Annotated in this window: 16 protein-coding genes; 10 read left to right on the top strand and 6 right to left on the bottom strand. The window is 70.1% G+C overall.

Annotated features, from left to right (window positions below; translation table 11 throughout):
• Positions 1-20: 20 nt before the first annotated feature.
• Entirely contained in the window at positions 21-581 is a 561-nt protein-coding gene (locus ACFWZ1_RS09080; RefSeq protein ID WP_439666170.1) for a cytochrome b, read from the top strand.
• A 108-nt stretch (positions 582-689) separates the two neighbouring features.
• Here ACFWZ1_RS09080 and ACFWZ1_RS09075 read toward each other — a convergent pair whose 3' ends face one another.
• Positions 690-1,493 (bottom strand): universal stress protein, encoded by an 804-nt coding sequence (locus tag ACFWZ1_RS09075; protein ID WP_231325721.1) that lies wholly within the window; start codon positions 1,491-1,493, stop codon positions 690-692.
• Positions 1,494-1,696: 203 nt separating this feature from the next.
• On the opposite strand from ACFWZ1_RS09075, the gene ACFWZ1_RS09070 reads away from it, so the two are divergent.
• The 3 genes from ACFWZ1_RS09070 (at position 1,697) to ACFWZ1_RS09060 (ending at position 4,350) form a co-directional block, all read left to right on the top strand.
• Positions 1,697-2,524 (top strand): universal stress protein, encoded by an 828-nt coding sequence (locus ACFWZ1_RS09070; RefSeq protein ID WP_231325720.1) that lies wholly within the window; start codon positions 1,697-1,699, stop codon positions 2,522-2,524.
• Positions 2,525-2,533: 9 nt separating this feature from the next.
• Complete coding sequence (locus ACFWZ1_RS09065; protein WP_439666169.1) at positions 2,534-3,517, top strand: zinc-dependent alcohol dehydrogenase family protein; 984 nt, start codon at positions 2,534-2,536, stop codon at positions 3,515-3,517.
• Positions 3,518-3,627: 110 nt separating this feature from the next.
• A complete protein-coding gene (locus ACFWZ1_RS09060) occupies positions 3,628-4,350 on the top strand; it encodes a Crp/Fnr family transcriptional regulator (protein WP_439666168.1) in 723 nt (240 codons plus the stop codon).
• A 5-nt stretch (positions 4,351-4,355) separates the two neighbouring features.
• On the opposite strand, the gene ACFWZ1_RS09055 is transcribed toward ACFWZ1_RS09060, so the two are convergent.
• Both ACFWZ1_RS09055 and ACFWZ1_RS09050 read right to left on the bottom strand, forming a co-directional pair.
• Positions 4,356-6,386, bottom strand: coding sequence for an ATP-binding protein (locus ACFWZ1_RS09055; RefSeq protein WP_439666167.1), 2,031 nt, complete (start codon positions 6,384-6,386; stop codon positions 4,356-4,358).
• Positions 6,387-6,390: 4 nt separating this feature from the next.
• Positions 6,391-7,137, bottom strand: a complete 747-nt coding sequence (locus tag ACFWZ1_RS09050; protein WP_231325715.1) for a response regulator — start codon at positions 7,135-7,137, stop codon at positions 6,391-6,393.
• Between the two features lie 224 nt (positions 7,138-7,361).
• Here ACFWZ1_RS09050 and ACFWZ1_RS09045 point away from each other — a divergent pair, with 224 nt between their 5' ends.
• Complete coding sequence (locus ACFWZ1_RS09045) at positions 7,362-8,153, top strand: universal stress protein (protein ID WP_231325713.1); 792 nt, start codon at positions 7,362-7,364, stop codon at positions 8,151-8,153.
• A gap of 100 nt (positions 8,154-8,253) precedes the next feature.
• On the opposite strand, the gene ACFWZ1_RS09040 is transcribed toward ACFWZ1_RS09045, so the two are convergent.
• Positions 8,254-8,676 carry a host attachment protein gene (locus tag ACFWZ1_RS09040; protein WP_231325711.1) on the bottom strand — a complete coding sequence of 141 codons (423 nt, stop codon included), beginning with the start codon at positions 8,674-8,676 and terminating at the stop codon, positions 8,254-8,256.
• Positions 8,677-8,843: 167 nt separating this feature from the next.
• On the opposite strand from ACFWZ1_RS09040, the gene ACFWZ1_RS09035 reads away from it, so the two are divergent.
• The 3 genes from ACFWZ1_RS09035 to ACFWZ1_RS09025 are packed head-to-tail and all read left to right on the top strand — an operon-like array spanning position 8,844 to position 11,725.
• Entirely contained in the window at positions 8,844-9,290 is a 447-nt protein-coding gene (locus tag ACFWZ1_RS09035) for a CBS domain-containing protein (RefSeq protein WP_439666166.1), read from the top strand.
• Positions 9,291-9,299: 9 nt separating this feature from the next.
• On the top strand, positions 9,300-10,835 hold the full coding sequence (locus ACFWZ1_RS09030) for a thymidine phosphorylase family protein (RefSeq protein ID WP_439666165.1): 1,536 nt from the start codon (positions 9,300-9,302) through the stop codon (positions 10,833-10,835).
• Positions 10,832-11,725, top strand: a complete 894-nt coding sequence (locus tag ACFWZ1_RS09025) for a ribose-phosphate diphosphokinase (protein ID WP_439666164.1) — start codon at positions 10,832-10,834, stop codon at positions 11,723-11,725. The genes ACFWZ1_RS09030 and ACFWZ1_RS09025 overlap by 4 nt, the downstream gene beginning before the upstream one ends.
• Before the next feature lie 32 nt (positions 11,726-11,757).
• Here the strand turns inward: ACFWZ1_RS09025 and ACFWZ1_RS09020 are convergent, their stop codons facing one another.
• Both ACFWZ1_RS09020 and ACFWZ1_RS09015 read right to left on the bottom strand, forming a co-directional pair.
• The gene (locus ACFWZ1_RS09020; RefSeq protein WP_439666163.1) at positions 11,758-12,549 is read right to left on the bottom strand and encodes a universal stress protein; all 792 of its coding nucleotides are present in this window, start codon (positions 12,547-12,549) and stop codon (positions 11,758-11,760) included.
• Between the two features lie 104 nt (positions 12,550-12,653).
• A complete protein-coding gene (locus tag ACFWZ1_RS09015; RefSeq protein WP_439666162.1) occupies positions 12,654-12,998 on the bottom strand; it encodes an ArsR/SmtB family transcription factor in 345 nt (114 codons plus the stop codon).
• 140 nt (positions 12,999-13,138) lie between these two features.
• On the opposite strand from ACFWZ1_RS09015, the gene ACFWZ1_RS09010 reads away from it, so the two are divergent.
• Both ACFWZ1_RS09010 and ACFWZ1_RS09005 read left to right on the top strand, forming a co-directional pair.
• Positions 13,139-14,440, top strand: a complete 1,302-nt coding sequence (locus ACFWZ1_RS09010; RefSeq protein ID WP_439666161.1) for an NAD(P)/FAD-dependent oxidoreductase — start codon at positions 13,139-13,141, stop codon at positions 14,438-14,440.
• Complete coding sequence (locus ACFWZ1_RS09005; protein WP_439666160.1) at positions 14,437-14,643, top strand: YgaP family membrane protein; 207 nt, start codon at positions 14,437-14,439, stop codon at positions 14,641-14,643. The genes ACFWZ1_RS09010 and ACFWZ1_RS09005 overlap by 4 nt, the downstream gene beginning before the upstream one ends.
• Positions 14,644-14,659 lie beyond the last annotated feature (16 nt).

The following is a 14,659-nucleotide window of genomic DNA, read 5'->3' as shown; positions in this document are numbered from 1 at the left end:
ACACGAACAGGAAACTTCACATGAGCAAACAGGGCAAACCCGCCGGTGAGCGCTACACCGGCCTGTCGATCGGCGTGCACTGGCTGACGCTGGCGCTGCTGGTGGGCGTCTACGCCTGTATCGAACTGCGCGAGTTATTTCCCCGTGGCAGCGACACCCGCCAGGCGCTGGCGACCTGGCATTACATGCTTGGACTGGCCACGTTCGCACTGGTCTTCCTGCGTCTGGCGTTCCGCCTGGCCGGGCGCACGCCACCGATCCAGCCACCGCCGCCGCGCTGGCAGCAACGGCTGGCTGGCCTGGTGCACCTGGCCTTGTATGCCTTCCTCGTGGCGGTGCCGCTGCTCGGCTGGCTCATCCTGAGCACGGAGAACGAACCGGTGCCGTTCTTCGGCATGCAACTGCCGCCCCTGGCCGCGCCGGACCGTGCGCTCAGCCACAGCCTGGAAGAGATCCACGAAACCATCGGCACCGCCGGCTACTACCTGATCGGCCTGCACGCCGCCGCCGCGTTGTTCCATCACTACTTCATGCGGGACAACACGCTGCTGCGCATGCTGCCGCGCCACGGCCACGAGTGAAATGCAACCGCAGGAGCGCATCCTGTGCGCGATCGCGCGGCATCATCGTGCCGGTGCGGTCGCACATCGCCGCGTGCCTGCAGGAGCCGTGCATGCGAAAAGCCTGCTTCAGTGCTTCAGCAATACCGGCAGGCGGCTGCGCGCCAGCACGGCGCCGGTGGTGGAGCCGAGGGGACGTTCGCCCGGACGGGGGCGTCCGCTGGCGCCCATGACGATCAGGTCTGCCCGCGTATCGCTGGCGTAGGCCAGTACCTGGTCGCTGGCGTCCTCGTCCGTGCCGGTGACGGTTTCGACCGCGGCGACGGGGACGCCATGCGCGCGCAGGTGTGCGAGCGCATCCGGCAGTCTGCCGCCGTCGCGAACGGCAGCCTGTTGCAGCAGGGAGACGACCTTTGCGCCGCGCAGAAGGGGCAGCGCGGCGTGCAGTGCACGGCTGGATGAAGTCGAGCCGTTCCAGGCCACCATCGCATGTACCACGGGGCCGGGTGCGTGGTTGGCGTCGGGCACGGCGATGCAGGTGGCACCGGAAAGCAAGGCCTCGGCGACCAACCGCTCGTCCGGGAATCCCGGTGACGCATTACCCTGCAACACCAGCAGATCGTGCCAGTCGCCGATCGTCGCCAGGGCGTCGGGCGCCTGGCCGATCGCGACCTGCCAGTACGTATCGGTGACCCCCAACTGGCCCGCCCATGCCGCGAAATCGCGCCCGGCGAGCATCGCCTGGTGCAGGTCGTCCTGCGCATAGGCGGCCATCTCCGCGGCGAGCTGAGCTGGCCCGGGCACCGTACCGCTGCGCGGTGCGATGAAGAGGCCGGTCAGCGTGGCGTGCATCGAGACGGCCAGTTGCGCCGCGTAACGCACGCTGCCATGCCAGGTCCGGTATCCCGGGCTATGGACCACGATATCGCGCACGGCAGACTCCTCGATCGCGGGCCGGCCCGCTGGCGAAGCGTGCGCCAACGCCCGAGGACGAATTTGATCCAGGTCAGCACCGCGCGAAGCAAGCGACACGCGTGCAGTTGACCTGCATCACCTCGCGCCGCGGCCGCTGGCCTAGTGTCGCTGCAATGCCAACCGCTACCCCCCCCCCCGCGGCGCGACACGGAGCCACCGACATGTACGACATCCTGATCAACTCGCTCAACTACGAGGATTGGTCCCGAGGCGTCCAGTACGGCACGCAGCTGGCGACCCTGATGCAGGCGTCGGTCACAGGCGCATACATCTACCCCTCGCCGCTCTATGCCACGCCGAGCTTCAGCACGCCCGAACTGATCGAGGCGGTGTTGGAGACGGCACGCACGCTGGAGGCCAGCGCGCTGGCGGCCGAGCGTCCATTCGTGAGCTGGGCCAGCGCCATGGGCATCGAGCACGCCGCGTGGGTAGTGGGGCAGGGCATCCTGTCCGACGCGCTGGTGCAGATCGCCTGCTGGCATGACCTGCTGGTGCTCGAACGCGATCCGATGCGGACCTGGGCATCGCCCACCGACCTGGCCGCGCTGATCCTCGCGGTGGGCCTGCCGTGCATCGTGGTGCCGCCCCAGCCGGTGCGTGGCGTCGGTTTGTCGCGCGTGGCCATCGCATGGAATGGCGCGCCCGAGGCGATCCGCGCCGTGCATTCGGCCTTGCCGTTGCTGCAGCGGGCGGACGAGGTGGTGTTGCTGCGCGGCGCGCCCAAGGAAACGTTCCACGATGTGACCTGGAAGCCGCCGTTCGACATCGACGCCTATCTTCAGCGCCACGGCATCCGCGCCCGTTCGCAGGACCTGCTCACCAACGAGCACGACGCCGGCGAGGCGCTGCTCGAACAGGCGGATCGCTTCCACGCTGATCTTTTGGTGATGGGCGCCTATGGCCGTAGCCGGTTCAGTGAGTGGGCGCTCGGTGGCGCTACGCGGCATGTGTTGTGGCATGCGCGGTTGCCGGTGCTGTTCCGCCACTGAGTCTCGTCCATGCGCGCGATGGTGCTCGAAGCCGTGGGGGAGCCGCTCGTGCTGCGGCAGGCGGCCGACCCGGAGCCGGGCTCCGGCGAGATTCGCTTGCGCGTGGAAGCCTGCGGCGTATGCCGCACCGATCTGCACGTGGTGGATGGCGAGCTGCCGGCGATAGCCACGCCGGTCGTGCCCGGACACGAAGTGGTCGGCCGGATCGACCGGATCGGGAAGGGCGTGCACCAGCTCGGCCCTGGCCAGCGCGTGGGCGTGCCCTGGCTGGGCTCGACCTGCGGCACTTGCGAGTACTGCCTTTGCGGACGCGAGAACCTGTGCGATACGCCGGGCTTCACCGGTTACACCCGGCCCGGCGGATTCGCCAGCCACCTGGTCGCGCGTGCCGAGTTCTGCATTCCGCTCGCGGAGGACGCCGATCCGGTCGCGACCGCGCCGTTGCTGTGCGCGGGGCTGGTCGGCTGGCGCGCGCTCTGCCGGACGGGACAGGCGCGCGTCCTGGGCATCTACGGTTTCGGCGCAGCCGCCCACCTGCTGGCGCAGGTCGCGCGACACCAGGGGCGGCGGGTGTACGCGTTCACCCGGAACGGGGACCTGGCGGCGCAGGCCTTCGCCCGCTCGCAGGGCGTGGCATGGGCGGGCGACGCCGACGCGACTGCGCCGGAGCCGCTGGATGCGGCGATCATCTTCGCTCCTGCCGGCGAGCTGGTGCCGGTCGCGTTGAAGGCGGTGCGCAAGGGCGGCCGGGTGGTGTGCGGCGGCATCCACATGTCCGACATCCCGGGGTTTCCCTACCGGCTGTTGTGGGAGGAACGCGAGCTGGTTTCAGTGGCTAACCTGACCCGCGCGGACGCCCCTGCCTTCTTCGCCGAAGCCGCCAGGGCAGGGGTGTGCGCCACGACGAGGCGCTACCCGCTCGAAGCGGCGAACGAGGCGCTCGACGACCTGCGCCACGGCAGGCTCGACGGCGCCGCCGTCCTGGTGCCGTAACTGTCGCCGGCAAGACCGTTACGGACCGTTACACGGGGTTGCGCAGCCGACGTCGTCTTGTGGCAATGGATGGCTAACGTGGACCCGTCGCCAGATCCGGGAAGACCGCCATGAACGCCCTTGCCACCCATATCCCGATGCCCGCTCCTGTGGCCGTGCAGCAAGGAATGGCTGCGGCCGGGCCCATCGACGTCGAACAGCTCTCGCGCCACGTGCAGGTGCTGCGCCGCAAGCTCGCGCCCGGCCAGCATGTCTACCGGGCCGGGCAACCGTTCCATGCGATCTACCTGGTGCACGCGGGCTTCCTCAAGACCTGCGAGCTTTCCGAGGATGGCCGCGAGCGGGTGACCAGCTTCCGCATGCGCGGCGACCTGGTCGGCGTCGAGTCCATCGGCCTGGCGCACTACGCCTGCGACGTGGTGGCGCTGGACGACAGCGAGATCTGGGAGCTGCCGTACCCGCCGGTGCTGCACGCCTGCCTGCAGATGCCCGAGCTGCAGATCCGGCTGACCGCGGCACTGGCCGGGGAGATCCGCAACGACCGCGCGTGGATGCTGGCCCTGGGCACGCTCACCGCCGAGCAGCGCGTGGCCGCCTTCCTGCTGGACATGGCCGAGCGCCACATGCGGCTGGGCTTCAGCCCGCGCCATTTCCTGCTGCGCATGGGCCGCGCCGACATCGCCAGTTTCCTGGGGATCAAGCACGAGACGGTGACCCGCGCGCTGTCCAGGCTCGACCGGCTGCAGTGCATCGACGTGCAGCGACGCGAGATCCGGCTGCTCGATACGGACGGCCTGCGCCGCATGGCCGGGCAGGGTGCGACCATCCACTGAGGCAGTCAGCCCGAGCGCCCTTCCAGCGCCTGCGCCAGCGCCTCGCCCAATTGTTCCCGGCGGTAGGGCTTTCGCAACAGGCCTACGCCGCTCTGCAGCGCCTCGTCGGCGCCCTCGGTGGAACGCTCGTACCCGGAAGTCAGCAGTGCCGGCAGTGCGGGGCGCAGACGGCGGGCCTCGCGCACCAGCTCGAAACCGTTGGTGCCGTTGCCCAGCGCCACGTCCGAGAACAGCAACTGGATACCGCGGTCGATGCGCAGCAGCGCCAGCGCCTGCTCCGCGTCCCCGGCCTCCAGCGTGTCGTAGCCGAGCGCATGCAGGAAACGGACGGCGACCTTGCGCACGCCCGGCTCGTCCTCGACCACCAGCACCCGTGCGTGCCCGGGACTGACGCTGCCGGGCGTGCGGGCTTCGCCGGTCTCGTCTTCCGCCGGCGCAGTCGGCAGCAGGATTTCCACGCGCGTGCCGCGACCGGGCTGGCTACCGATGGTCACGCGTCCGCCCGATTGCTTGACGAAGCCATAGACCATGCTGAGCCCCAGGCCGCTGCCCTTGCCTGCCTCCTTGGTGGTAAAGAACGGTTCCAGCGCATGGTCGAGCACGTCTTGCGTCATGCCGCTGCCGCTGTCTTCGACCAGGAACACGACGTACCGGCCCGGACGAAGGGCGCCCGCCTCGTTCGGCCCGATCGCGCGCGCGCGGGCGCTGATGCGCAGCGAACCACCCTCGGGCATCGCATCGCGCGCATTGATCGCGAGGTTGACCAGCGCCGTCTCCAGTTCGCCCGGATCGGCATACACGGCCGGGACGTGGGCGGGACAGTCCAGGGCAATGTGGATGCGTGCGCCCAGCGTGCGCGCCAGCATCTCGCCCAGCTCGTCGAAGATCTGATGCGGCCGCACGCCTCGCGGCGTCAAGGAGCGGCGGCGCGAGAAGCCCAGCAGCTTGCGGGTCAGGTTGATGCAGCGGTCGACGGCGCGCGAGGCGCCATCGATCAGCTCGCGCGCATCGGCCACCTCGCCGTACTCGGCGTCAAGGATCTGCAGGTTGCCCGAGACCACGGTCAGCAGGTTGTTGAAGTCGTGCGCGATGCCGCCGGTCAGCTGGCCCAAAGCATCGAGTCGTTGGGCGTGAGCGAGCTGTTCCTGGCTGCGGCCGCGCAGGACGGCCGCAGCCAGCATGTTGGCCGCCAATTGCAGGAAACCCAGTTGATCGCCATCCCACTCGCCTGGCTTCCGGACGAGCGCGAGCAACGCACCGGTGGCTTCGTGACGGTCCAGCAGCGGCACGATTGCCGCGTCGGCGAACCCATGCACGGCGAGCGCGGCGCGCAGCGCAGGCAATGCTTCGGCGGGGCCGTCCGACAGCATCCACACGCCCGGCGGCTGCCTTTCGCCAAGCCGCGCCGCGAGACCGTCGCGCGCGAAAGCATCGCCCAAGGCGTCGAGCGCATCGATCGGAAGGCCGGCGGCCGAGCGGATTGGCAGCGCCTTGCCACCGGCCAAGCCCACCGCCACGGCGACGGCGTCGACGCCCAACGCCCGGGCGATCAGATCGGACACCGACACGCGCAGGGAACCATCGTTGCCGGCCTCGAGCATCAGTCGGCCCAACTCGGCCAGGTAGCCGTCGCGCTGCGCACGCCGCAGGGCCTGTCGTGTGCGGTGTGCTTCGGAAATGTCGCGGATGGAGGCGGAATATCGTCCGCTGCCTGCCGGGCTCAGCGCGATTTCCATGGGGAAGGTGGCGCCGTCGCTGCGCACGCCGATCAGTTCATAGCCCGCACCCATCGGGCGCACCCGGGGATGGGCCATGTAGCCCGCGCGATGGACCACATGCGCGGCCCGCGCGGCTTCGGGCATCAGGTTCTCCACCCGCAGGCCGACCAGCGCGCCGGGGGCGTAGCCGAACAGCCGGTGCGCCTGCGGATTGGCCAGCACGATATCGCCCGCCGCGTCGACCACCACCATCGCGTCCGGCGCGGTTTCGAAGAGCGTGCGGAACAGGCTTTCGTCGCCGGTGGCTGGGGATGGCATGACGCTACTCCGGGCGTGCCGTGTCGCTGAAAATGTAGCCGGCCCCCCGCACCGACTTGATGAGCACCGGCGAGGCCGGGTCGGGCTCGATCTTTCGCCGCAGGCGGCCGACCTGCACGTCCACCGCGCGGTCGAAGGGACCCGAATCCCTTCCGTACAGATGGTTCATGAGTTCGTCGCGCGAAAGCACCCGGTTGGCGTGGGTGACCAGCACGCGCAGCAGCCCGAACTCCCCGCTGGTGAGCGGTACGGTTTCGCCCGAGGGCGAAACCAGGGTGCGACTGTCCAACTCCAGGCGAAAGCCGGCGAAGCGGTAGACCACCGGTCGCGACATCGCCTGGCGCGGACGCTCGCCGGTGCGGCGCAGCACGCTGCGGATGCGCGCCAGCAGTTCGCGCAGCTCGAACGGTTTGGTCACGTAGTCGTCGGCACCCACTTCGAGTCCCACGATGCGATCGACGGAGTCGCCGCGTCCGGTGACGATGATCACCGGCCCGCGCCAGTGCTCGTGCAGGTGGCGCGTCAGCTCCAGGCCGTCCTCGCCGGGCAGGCCGAGGTCGAGCAGCACCAGGTCGATCGAATCGGTGGCCAGCAGCGCGAGCATGTCCTGGCCGTTGCCGACCGTGCTCACCTGGAAACCCTGGGCCGCGAGGTAGCGCTTGAGCAGCGTCGCGACATCGACGTCGTCGTCGACGACCAGCAGGTGGGCCTGCCGGAGCAACGCGGTCTTGTCATGGTCCTGAGCCGACACGAGAGCCCCATCGCATGCTGGTGTGCGTGGCATTCGCCACAAACCGCGCGGGCCCGCGGACCCGCTACATGGCGCAACCCCCGGCTATATACCAGATAAGGTCCAGTCCGCGCGAAGGCTTTCAGGGTGCGTCGAAACGCCCGACGGACGTGGTTGATCCTCGTCAAACCGGGCGGGCGCGCCTCGCGCGATGCTGGTGTCGGCCCCGACCGAGGAATGCCGCCATGTTCGAGATGCTTGTGGACGCCGGCCCCCATGCGGGAGGGCCCTTCCTGGCGACGGCGCTCTCACTGGCCAGTCGCGTGGAAGCCTTCGCGTGCGGCTTCCAGGTATTGCCGCTGCAACCGCCCGTGGCGTTGTCCTTCGAAACGGCCTTGCTGGAGGCCGAAGCGCAGAGCGCGCGGGCGCGGCGCGACTGGTGGCTGGCGCAGTGCACGCAGGCGGGCGTCGAAGGCGAGTGGGAAGTCCTGCGCGGCGAGGTCGGCCCGGCCATCGCCAAGCGCTCGCGGCTGGCCGACCTGGTCTGCCTGGAAGTCTCCGTGGCAGGCGGTGCGCGTGACGTGCTCTCGCCCGAACCCGACCGCGCGCTGGTGCAGACCGCCGGTCCGTTGCTCCTGCTGCCCTCCGTCTGGAACGGGCCGACGGCCACGCGCGTGCTGGTGGCGTGGAACGGTTCGGCCGAGGCGGCCAATGCCATCCGCGCCGCGATGCCGCTGCTGGCCAGGGCCACCGACATCTGCGTGCTCGACGGCGAGCAGGCTTGCCTGCCGGGCATCTCCCCTTCGCCCTTGCCGCTGCAGGCGTGGATGAGCCGGCACGGCATCCAGGCGCAGTGGGAATCGCTCGACCCTTCGCGCCAGCGCGAACTGTCCATCGCCGACGTCGCCCGTCGCATGGGCGCGGACCTGCTGGTGATGGGCGCCTACGGCCACCACTGGGCCAGCGCCTTCGGGCGCAGCCAGATGACCCGGACACTGCTCAGCCACATCGACCGGCCGATCCTGCTCTCGCATTGAGCCGGGCGCCGCGCGGCCCGCGGCGATGCTCCTGGTGCACCAGCGGGCAGCCGCATCGCCCCGGGCGGGTCCGGTGGGTTCGGGGCGGTCGGATGACGGATCAGTCGAGCAGGTAGTTGCGGATGCCGTCGCTGTCCAGGGCGGTCAGGTTTCGCCCGATCTCGCGGCTCACGCAGTGCTGCAGCGACTTGTCCAGTTTGCCGTGCAAGGTGCCCAGGAAGCGCGGGGACGCGGCGATCACGAGCGAGGTGAAGCGCTGCTCGTCGTGAGCGCTGCGCAACGCGGCGGCGAGCGTCGAGGCGAAGCGCGTGGCGGCCTTGTCCTTCGGATCGGTACGCGGTTCGATCGCGTGCCGTGCCCCGCCCACGCTTTCCTGCACCCGCGGCGGGCGCTCGGGAAGCGGCCCTTGCGTGGTGTCGGCGTTAACGAAGCAGGCCGTCTCCGACCATGGCCCGCGGCAGCGCTCGTACTCGAAGAGCCGCGCCTTCTCGCTGTCGGCCACCAGCACCCACGTCTTGTTCATGCTCTATCTCCGACCGGGCAGGGACATGCAAGGCCAGGGTAGCGAGGCCGCCGGAAGGCCAATTGATGCCGGTCAACAAAGCCACTGCCGCGCCAGTTGATCCTGGTCAACCGGGTGGGCGTGCGAACCGTCATCCTGTGCCATCCGCGGTGGCCGAGGAAACCTTCATGCGCGCAATCGACATCGGCACCCGGCGTGTCATCCAGGCCGCCGCCTCGGCAACGGTCGCCGAGGCTGCCGGCATCATGCGCAGGCAGCAGGCCGGCTGCCTGGTGGTGACGCGCGAGCAGGACGACCGGGTGGAATCGGTCGGCATCGTCACCGACCGCGACCTGGTCACGCGCTGCATCGCCGCGCATTTCGATCCGGCCACGACCCCGCTGGAGTGCGTGATGTCCGCGCCGCTGCTGTGCTGCCGCCCGGACGCGCCGATCGACGAGATCGTCGACACCATGCAGCAGCGCGGCGTGCGCCGGCTGCCGCTGATCGATACCGCCGGCACGCTCGTGGGCATCGTGAGCACCGACGACGTACTGGCGGCGCTCGCCGAGTTGGCCGACCGGGTCAACCAGACACTCAACGCCCAGCCGATGCTCGACCGGGCCTACCTCTAGGAGCCATGCGTGCCTGCCGCCCCCTTGCCGGAGCTGCCGTTCCCGGGCGAACGCCTGCGCCCGCGCCGTATCGGCATCGACACCGGCGGCGAGCACGTGGCCTACCTGCCGCTGGGTTCGTCCGCCTGCCATGGCGAGGGTTTCGGGCCGCACTCGCGGCTGCAGGTAAGCGTCGGCAGCCGCGGATTGATGGCGACGCTGGCGATCATGCACGGCGACGCGCTGGCGCCGGACGAGGTGGGGCTGTCCGAATCGGCCTGGCTGCGTCTGCAACCTGCGGCGCACGAGCAGGTGGCGCTGGCGCATCCGCCGAGCGTCGAGTCGCTCTCAAGCGTTCGCGCGAAGCTCTACGGCCGCACTCTCGCCGATGCCGAGATACGGGCGATCGTCATGGACATCGCCGCCCAGCGCTATTCGAATCTCGAACTGGCGACCTTCATTGCCGCCTGCAGCAATGACCACCTGGCCCTGGACGAGGTGGTCGCGCTGACCGGCGCGATGGTCGACAGCGGCGCGCGGCTGCACTGGCCGGGCGCGGTCATCGTGGACAAGCATTGCGTCGGCGGGCTGCCGGGCAACCGCACGACGCCGATCGTGGTCGCGATCTGCACCGCGCTGGGACTGGTCATGCCCAAGACCTCCTCGCGCGCGATCACCTCCCCGGCAGGCACCGCCGACACCATGGCGATGCTCGCGCCCGTGGATCTGGATCTCGCGCGGATGCGCCGCACCGTCGAGCGCACCGGCGGCTGCATCGTGTGGGGCGGGGCGATCAACCTGGCGCCGGTGGACGACACGCTGATCCGCATCGAGCGGGCGCTGGACATCGACAGTCCGGGGCAGTTGGTCGCCTCGATCCTTTCCAAGAAGATCGCCGCCGGCTCCAACCGCGTGGTGATCGACGTGCCAGTCGGCCCGACCGCCAAGGTGCGCGAGGCGCGTCATGCGCGCACGCTGGAACGGATGCTGCGCGCGGTGGCCGGGCGTTTCGGCCTGGAACTGACGGTGCTGCGCACCGACGGGCTGCAGCCGGTCGGCCGCGGTGTGGGGCCTGCACTGGAGGCCCGCGACGTACTGGCCGTGCTGCAGGATCGGCCGCAGCAGCCGCGGGATCTTCGCGAGCGCGCGCTGGCGCTCGCGGCCGCGGTGATCGAGGCCGGCGGCCTGGCGGCCGGAACGGACGCGCTGGCGTTGGCGCGCGAATGCCTGGACTCCGGCCGCGCGTGGCGCCAGTTCCAGGCGATCTGCGAAGCCCAGGGTGGCATGCGCGCTCCCGGCGTCGCGCCCTACCGGCATCCGGTGGCGGCCGTGAGGGATAGCCGTGTCGAGGCGATCGACAACCGTCGCCTCGCGCAGGCCGCCAAGCTCGCCGGTGCGCCGCTCTCGCCACTGGCCGGGCTCGTGATCGACGTGCGCGTGGGCGATCCGGTCACCACCGGCCAGCCACTCTTCACCCTGCATGCGCAGAGCCCGGGCGAACTTGCCTACGCCATGGAGTACGTCTCGCGTCATCCCGACATCGTCCGCCTCGGAACCGGCCCATGAGCCTCCTGTACGCGTTGCCGGGCAACGCCGCGTTTGCCCGCGCGCTGTGTCGCCACACGGGCTGGCAGCGAGGCCAGCTGGAACTGCACCGGTTCCCCGATGGCGAATCGCTGCTGCGGCTCGCCACGCCGCCGCGCGGCGTCGTGGCCCTGGCCTGTTCGCTGCAGCGGCCGGATGCCAAGCTGTTCGCGCTGATAGCCGCGGCGGCGACCGCACGCGAACTCGGGGCGACGCAGGTCGGCCTGGTCGCACCATACCTGGCCTACATGCGCCAGGACGCGCGCTTCCGGCCGGGCGAGGCGATCTCGGCGCGGGTCATCGGCAACCTGCTTGGCAGCGCGTTCGACTGGGTCGTGACGGTCGACCCGCACCTGCATCGCATCCACGACCTCGCCGAGGTATTCGCCTGCCGCACGACGGTCGTCCAGGCGGCGCCGGAGGTGGCCGCGTGGATCAGGGCGAACGTGCGCTCGCCGCTGCTGGTCGGGCCGGACGGGGAGAGCGCGCAATGGGTGCAGGCGGTGGCGGACCGGCTCGGCGCGCCCTGCGTGGTGGCGCGCAAGCAGCGCCGCGGAGACCGCGACGTCAGCGTGCGGCTGCCGTCACTGGCCCGCTGGCGCGGGCACACGCCGGTGCTGCTGGACGACATTGCCGCCTCCGGACACACGCTCATCGACACCGCCCGGGGCGTACGCGAGCAACTGCCGCAGGCCGCGCCGGTCGCGGTGGTGGTGCATGGGCTGCTGGGGCGTCGCTCGCGGGAGGCATTGCGCGGCGCCGGCATCGCCCGCCTGGTGACCACCAATACCGTACCGGGCGAACTGGCGGCGATCGACGTCAGCGCCCGCGTCGCGCAGGCCCTGGCGACCCTCGGCGCCGAGGCAGGCTAGGGGACGATCCGCCGCGCCTCGTCCTTTGTCCCTCAAGGCGCGAGCAGCAGCGGCACGCGGCTGTGGCGCAGCGAATGGCGCGTCGCGCCGCCGAGCAACCGCTCGCTGGTCCGCCGGCGACCCCAGGCGCCTTGCACCAGCAGATCGACACAGAGGCGGCCTGCTTCGGCGTGGATGGCCTCACCCACGTCGCCCCGGGGCTGGAACGGCAGCCAGTCGCACGAAACGCTCTGACGGGCGAGCCACTCACGCAACGGCGCCCCGGTTTTGCCACCGAGGCCGTGCGTGCCATCGAGCACGGTCACCCGAGCGGCCATCCGCAGCAGGGGCAGCGCCGCACGCGCCGCGCGCGCGGCCGGCGCGCTGCCGTTCCAGGCGAGCAGCACATGGCCGATCGCCGGCCGCGCGACCCAGTCGTCCGGAACGAGGACGATCGGGCAACCACCGTGCACCAGCGTTTCGGCCAGCCGGCGCGAGGCATCCTGCAGGCTGGCGGGCCGACCCGGCAGGCGCCCGACGACCAGATCGGCCAGGCTCGCGCGCTCGGCCACCACCTTGCGATAGACGCCGCGGGCCACCTCCCAGCCGCCGCCGACGCCCGCCGCCTTGCAGCGCCCTTGCCACCAGGCTTCGTCGGCCAGCGCGTCCCGTTCCTCGGCAGCCAGCAGGCCCGCCGCATCGGGCAGGGCCATCACCACCGCATCGATCGGGATCACGCACAGCCCGGTGACCCAGGCGTGCCACTGGCGGGCCAGCGAGAACGCGTAATCCAGCAAGGGCGCCTCGCGTTCGGGTTCGCCCACGGTAACGATCAGCTCGGTCATTGGCCTGGCTCGCGCAGACGTGTGCGCAGAGCATGCGCGGGCGGCGCAATAGTGCTGTTGACCGGGATCAACCCGGGCCGTCGCCAGGTGCGACGCGCGGCGGGCTAGCGCCGGCCGGTTCTGCGCCGGGCCGAAGGTGCGCAATAGGCGCCATACAGGGTCTCGATCACCGCCTGCGCGGGGCCGGGCTCAAGTGCGTAGTGGATCGACTGCGCCTCGCGTCGCGTGCTCACCAGGCCTTCCTCGCGCAGCCGCGCCAGGTGCTGGGATAGGGCCGACTGGCTCAGGTCAGGCAGTGCCTTGTGGATCTGGCCCACCGAAAGCTCGCCATCGACCAGGAGGCACAGCACGCGCAGTCGTTGCGGGTTGCCCAATGCCTTGAGCAGGCGCGCGGCCTCGTCGGCGCGGGCGTGCATGGCGGAAAGATCGAGTGACGGGTCGACGGACATGGTGGCTTGACTTTAGCAGACCTGAATATTAGTGTTCTCTAACATTAGCAATAACTAATATGCAGCAGGGTTGATGCCGGTCAAACGGCACCGGACAGGCGGGGGCGACCCTGCCACGGCAACCATCAGGAGCGATCGACATGGCCAACATTATCGTTCTGGGCGCCGGGCTGGGCGGCACTGCCGCGGCCTACGAGATCCGTGCCGTGCTCGGCAGGGAGCACACCGTGACGCTGGTCGGCGACGGGCCGCGCTTCAGCTTCACCCCGTCCAACCCGTGGCTGGCGCTCGGCTCGCGCAAACGCGAAGACATCGGATTCCCCATCGCAGCGCCGATGTCGCACCACGACATCCGCTTCGTCGAGGTGCCCGCCGAGAAGGTGCTGGCGGCGGAGAGCCGCGTGCGGCTGCGCGACGGGCAGGTGCTGGACTACGACTACCTGGTGATCGCCACCGGCCCGCGGCTGGCGTTCGACGAGGTGCCCGGGCTGGGCCCGGACGGCCATACGCAGTCGGTCTGCACCGCCGACCATGCCCAGCGAGCGTGGGAGGCCTACCAAACATTCCTGGACGCGCCGGGCCCGGTGGTGGTCGGCGCGGCGGCAGGCGCCAGTTGCTTCGGCCCAGCCTACGAGTTCGTATTGTTGCTGGACGCCGACCTGCGCAAACGCAAACTGCGCCAGCGCGTGCCGATCACCTACGTCACGCCGGAGCCGTACATCGGCCACATGGGCCTGGGCGGCGTAGGCGATTCGAAGGGCCTGCTGGAGCACGAGCTGCGCCAGCGCGAGATCAAGTGGATCACCAGCGCGAAGGTGCTCGGCGCCGAGGCCGGCAAGCTCCGGTTGCAGGAGGTCGATGCGAGAGGCGCGGCGGTGGGCGAGAGCGAACTGCCGTTCGCCTACGCCATGCTGCTGCCGGCCTTCACCGGCGTGGACGCGGTGCGCGGCATCGAGGGGCTGACCAACCCGCGCGGCTTCATCCTGATCGACGAGCACCAGCGCAACCCGCGCTTCCGCAATATTTTCGCCGCCGGCGTATGCGTGGCGATCCCGCCGGTGGAAGCCACGCCGGTGCCGACCGGCGCGCCCAAGACCGGCTTCATGATCGAGTCGATGGTCACCGCCATTGCGCACAACCTGCGCGAGGAGATCGCCGGCCGCCAGCCCGATGCGCGCGCAACCTGGAACGCGGTGTGCCTGGCCGACATGGGCGACACCGGCGCGGCCTTCGTGGCGTTGCCGCAGATTCCGCCACGCAACGTCACCTGGGCGAAGCAGGGCAAGTGGGTGCACCTGGCCAAGCTCGCCTTCGAGAAGTACTACCTGCACAAGATCCGCACCGGCAACACCGAGCCGGTCTACGAGAAGTACGTGCTCAAGCTGCTGGGCATCGAGCGGCTCCGGCCGCCCGTCAAACATTCGCAAGGAGACCTTCCATGAACATCGATCGCGTCGTGCTCGGCTTTGCCGGCAGCATGGTGTTGCTGTCCGTTGCGCTGGGCTGGTGGATGTCGCCGGCGTGGCTGTGGCTGGCCGTATTCGTCGGCGCCAACCTGTTGCAGTCCTCGTTCACCGGCTTCTGTCCGCTGGCGATGATCCTCAAGGGACTCGGATTGAAGCCCGGCTCCGCCTTTTCCCGCTGACCACCATCGAGGCATC

The sequence above is a fragment of the Frateuria sp. GZRe14 genome, assembly GCF_051900395.1.
GTDB lineage: Bacteria > Pseudomonadota > Gammaproteobacteria > Xanthomonadales > Rhodanobacteraceae > Frateuria_A > Frateuria_A edaphi.
The sequence above is the reverse complement of the archived record's forward strand: the minus strand, read 5'-3'. Positions and strand labels throughout refer to the sequence as shown.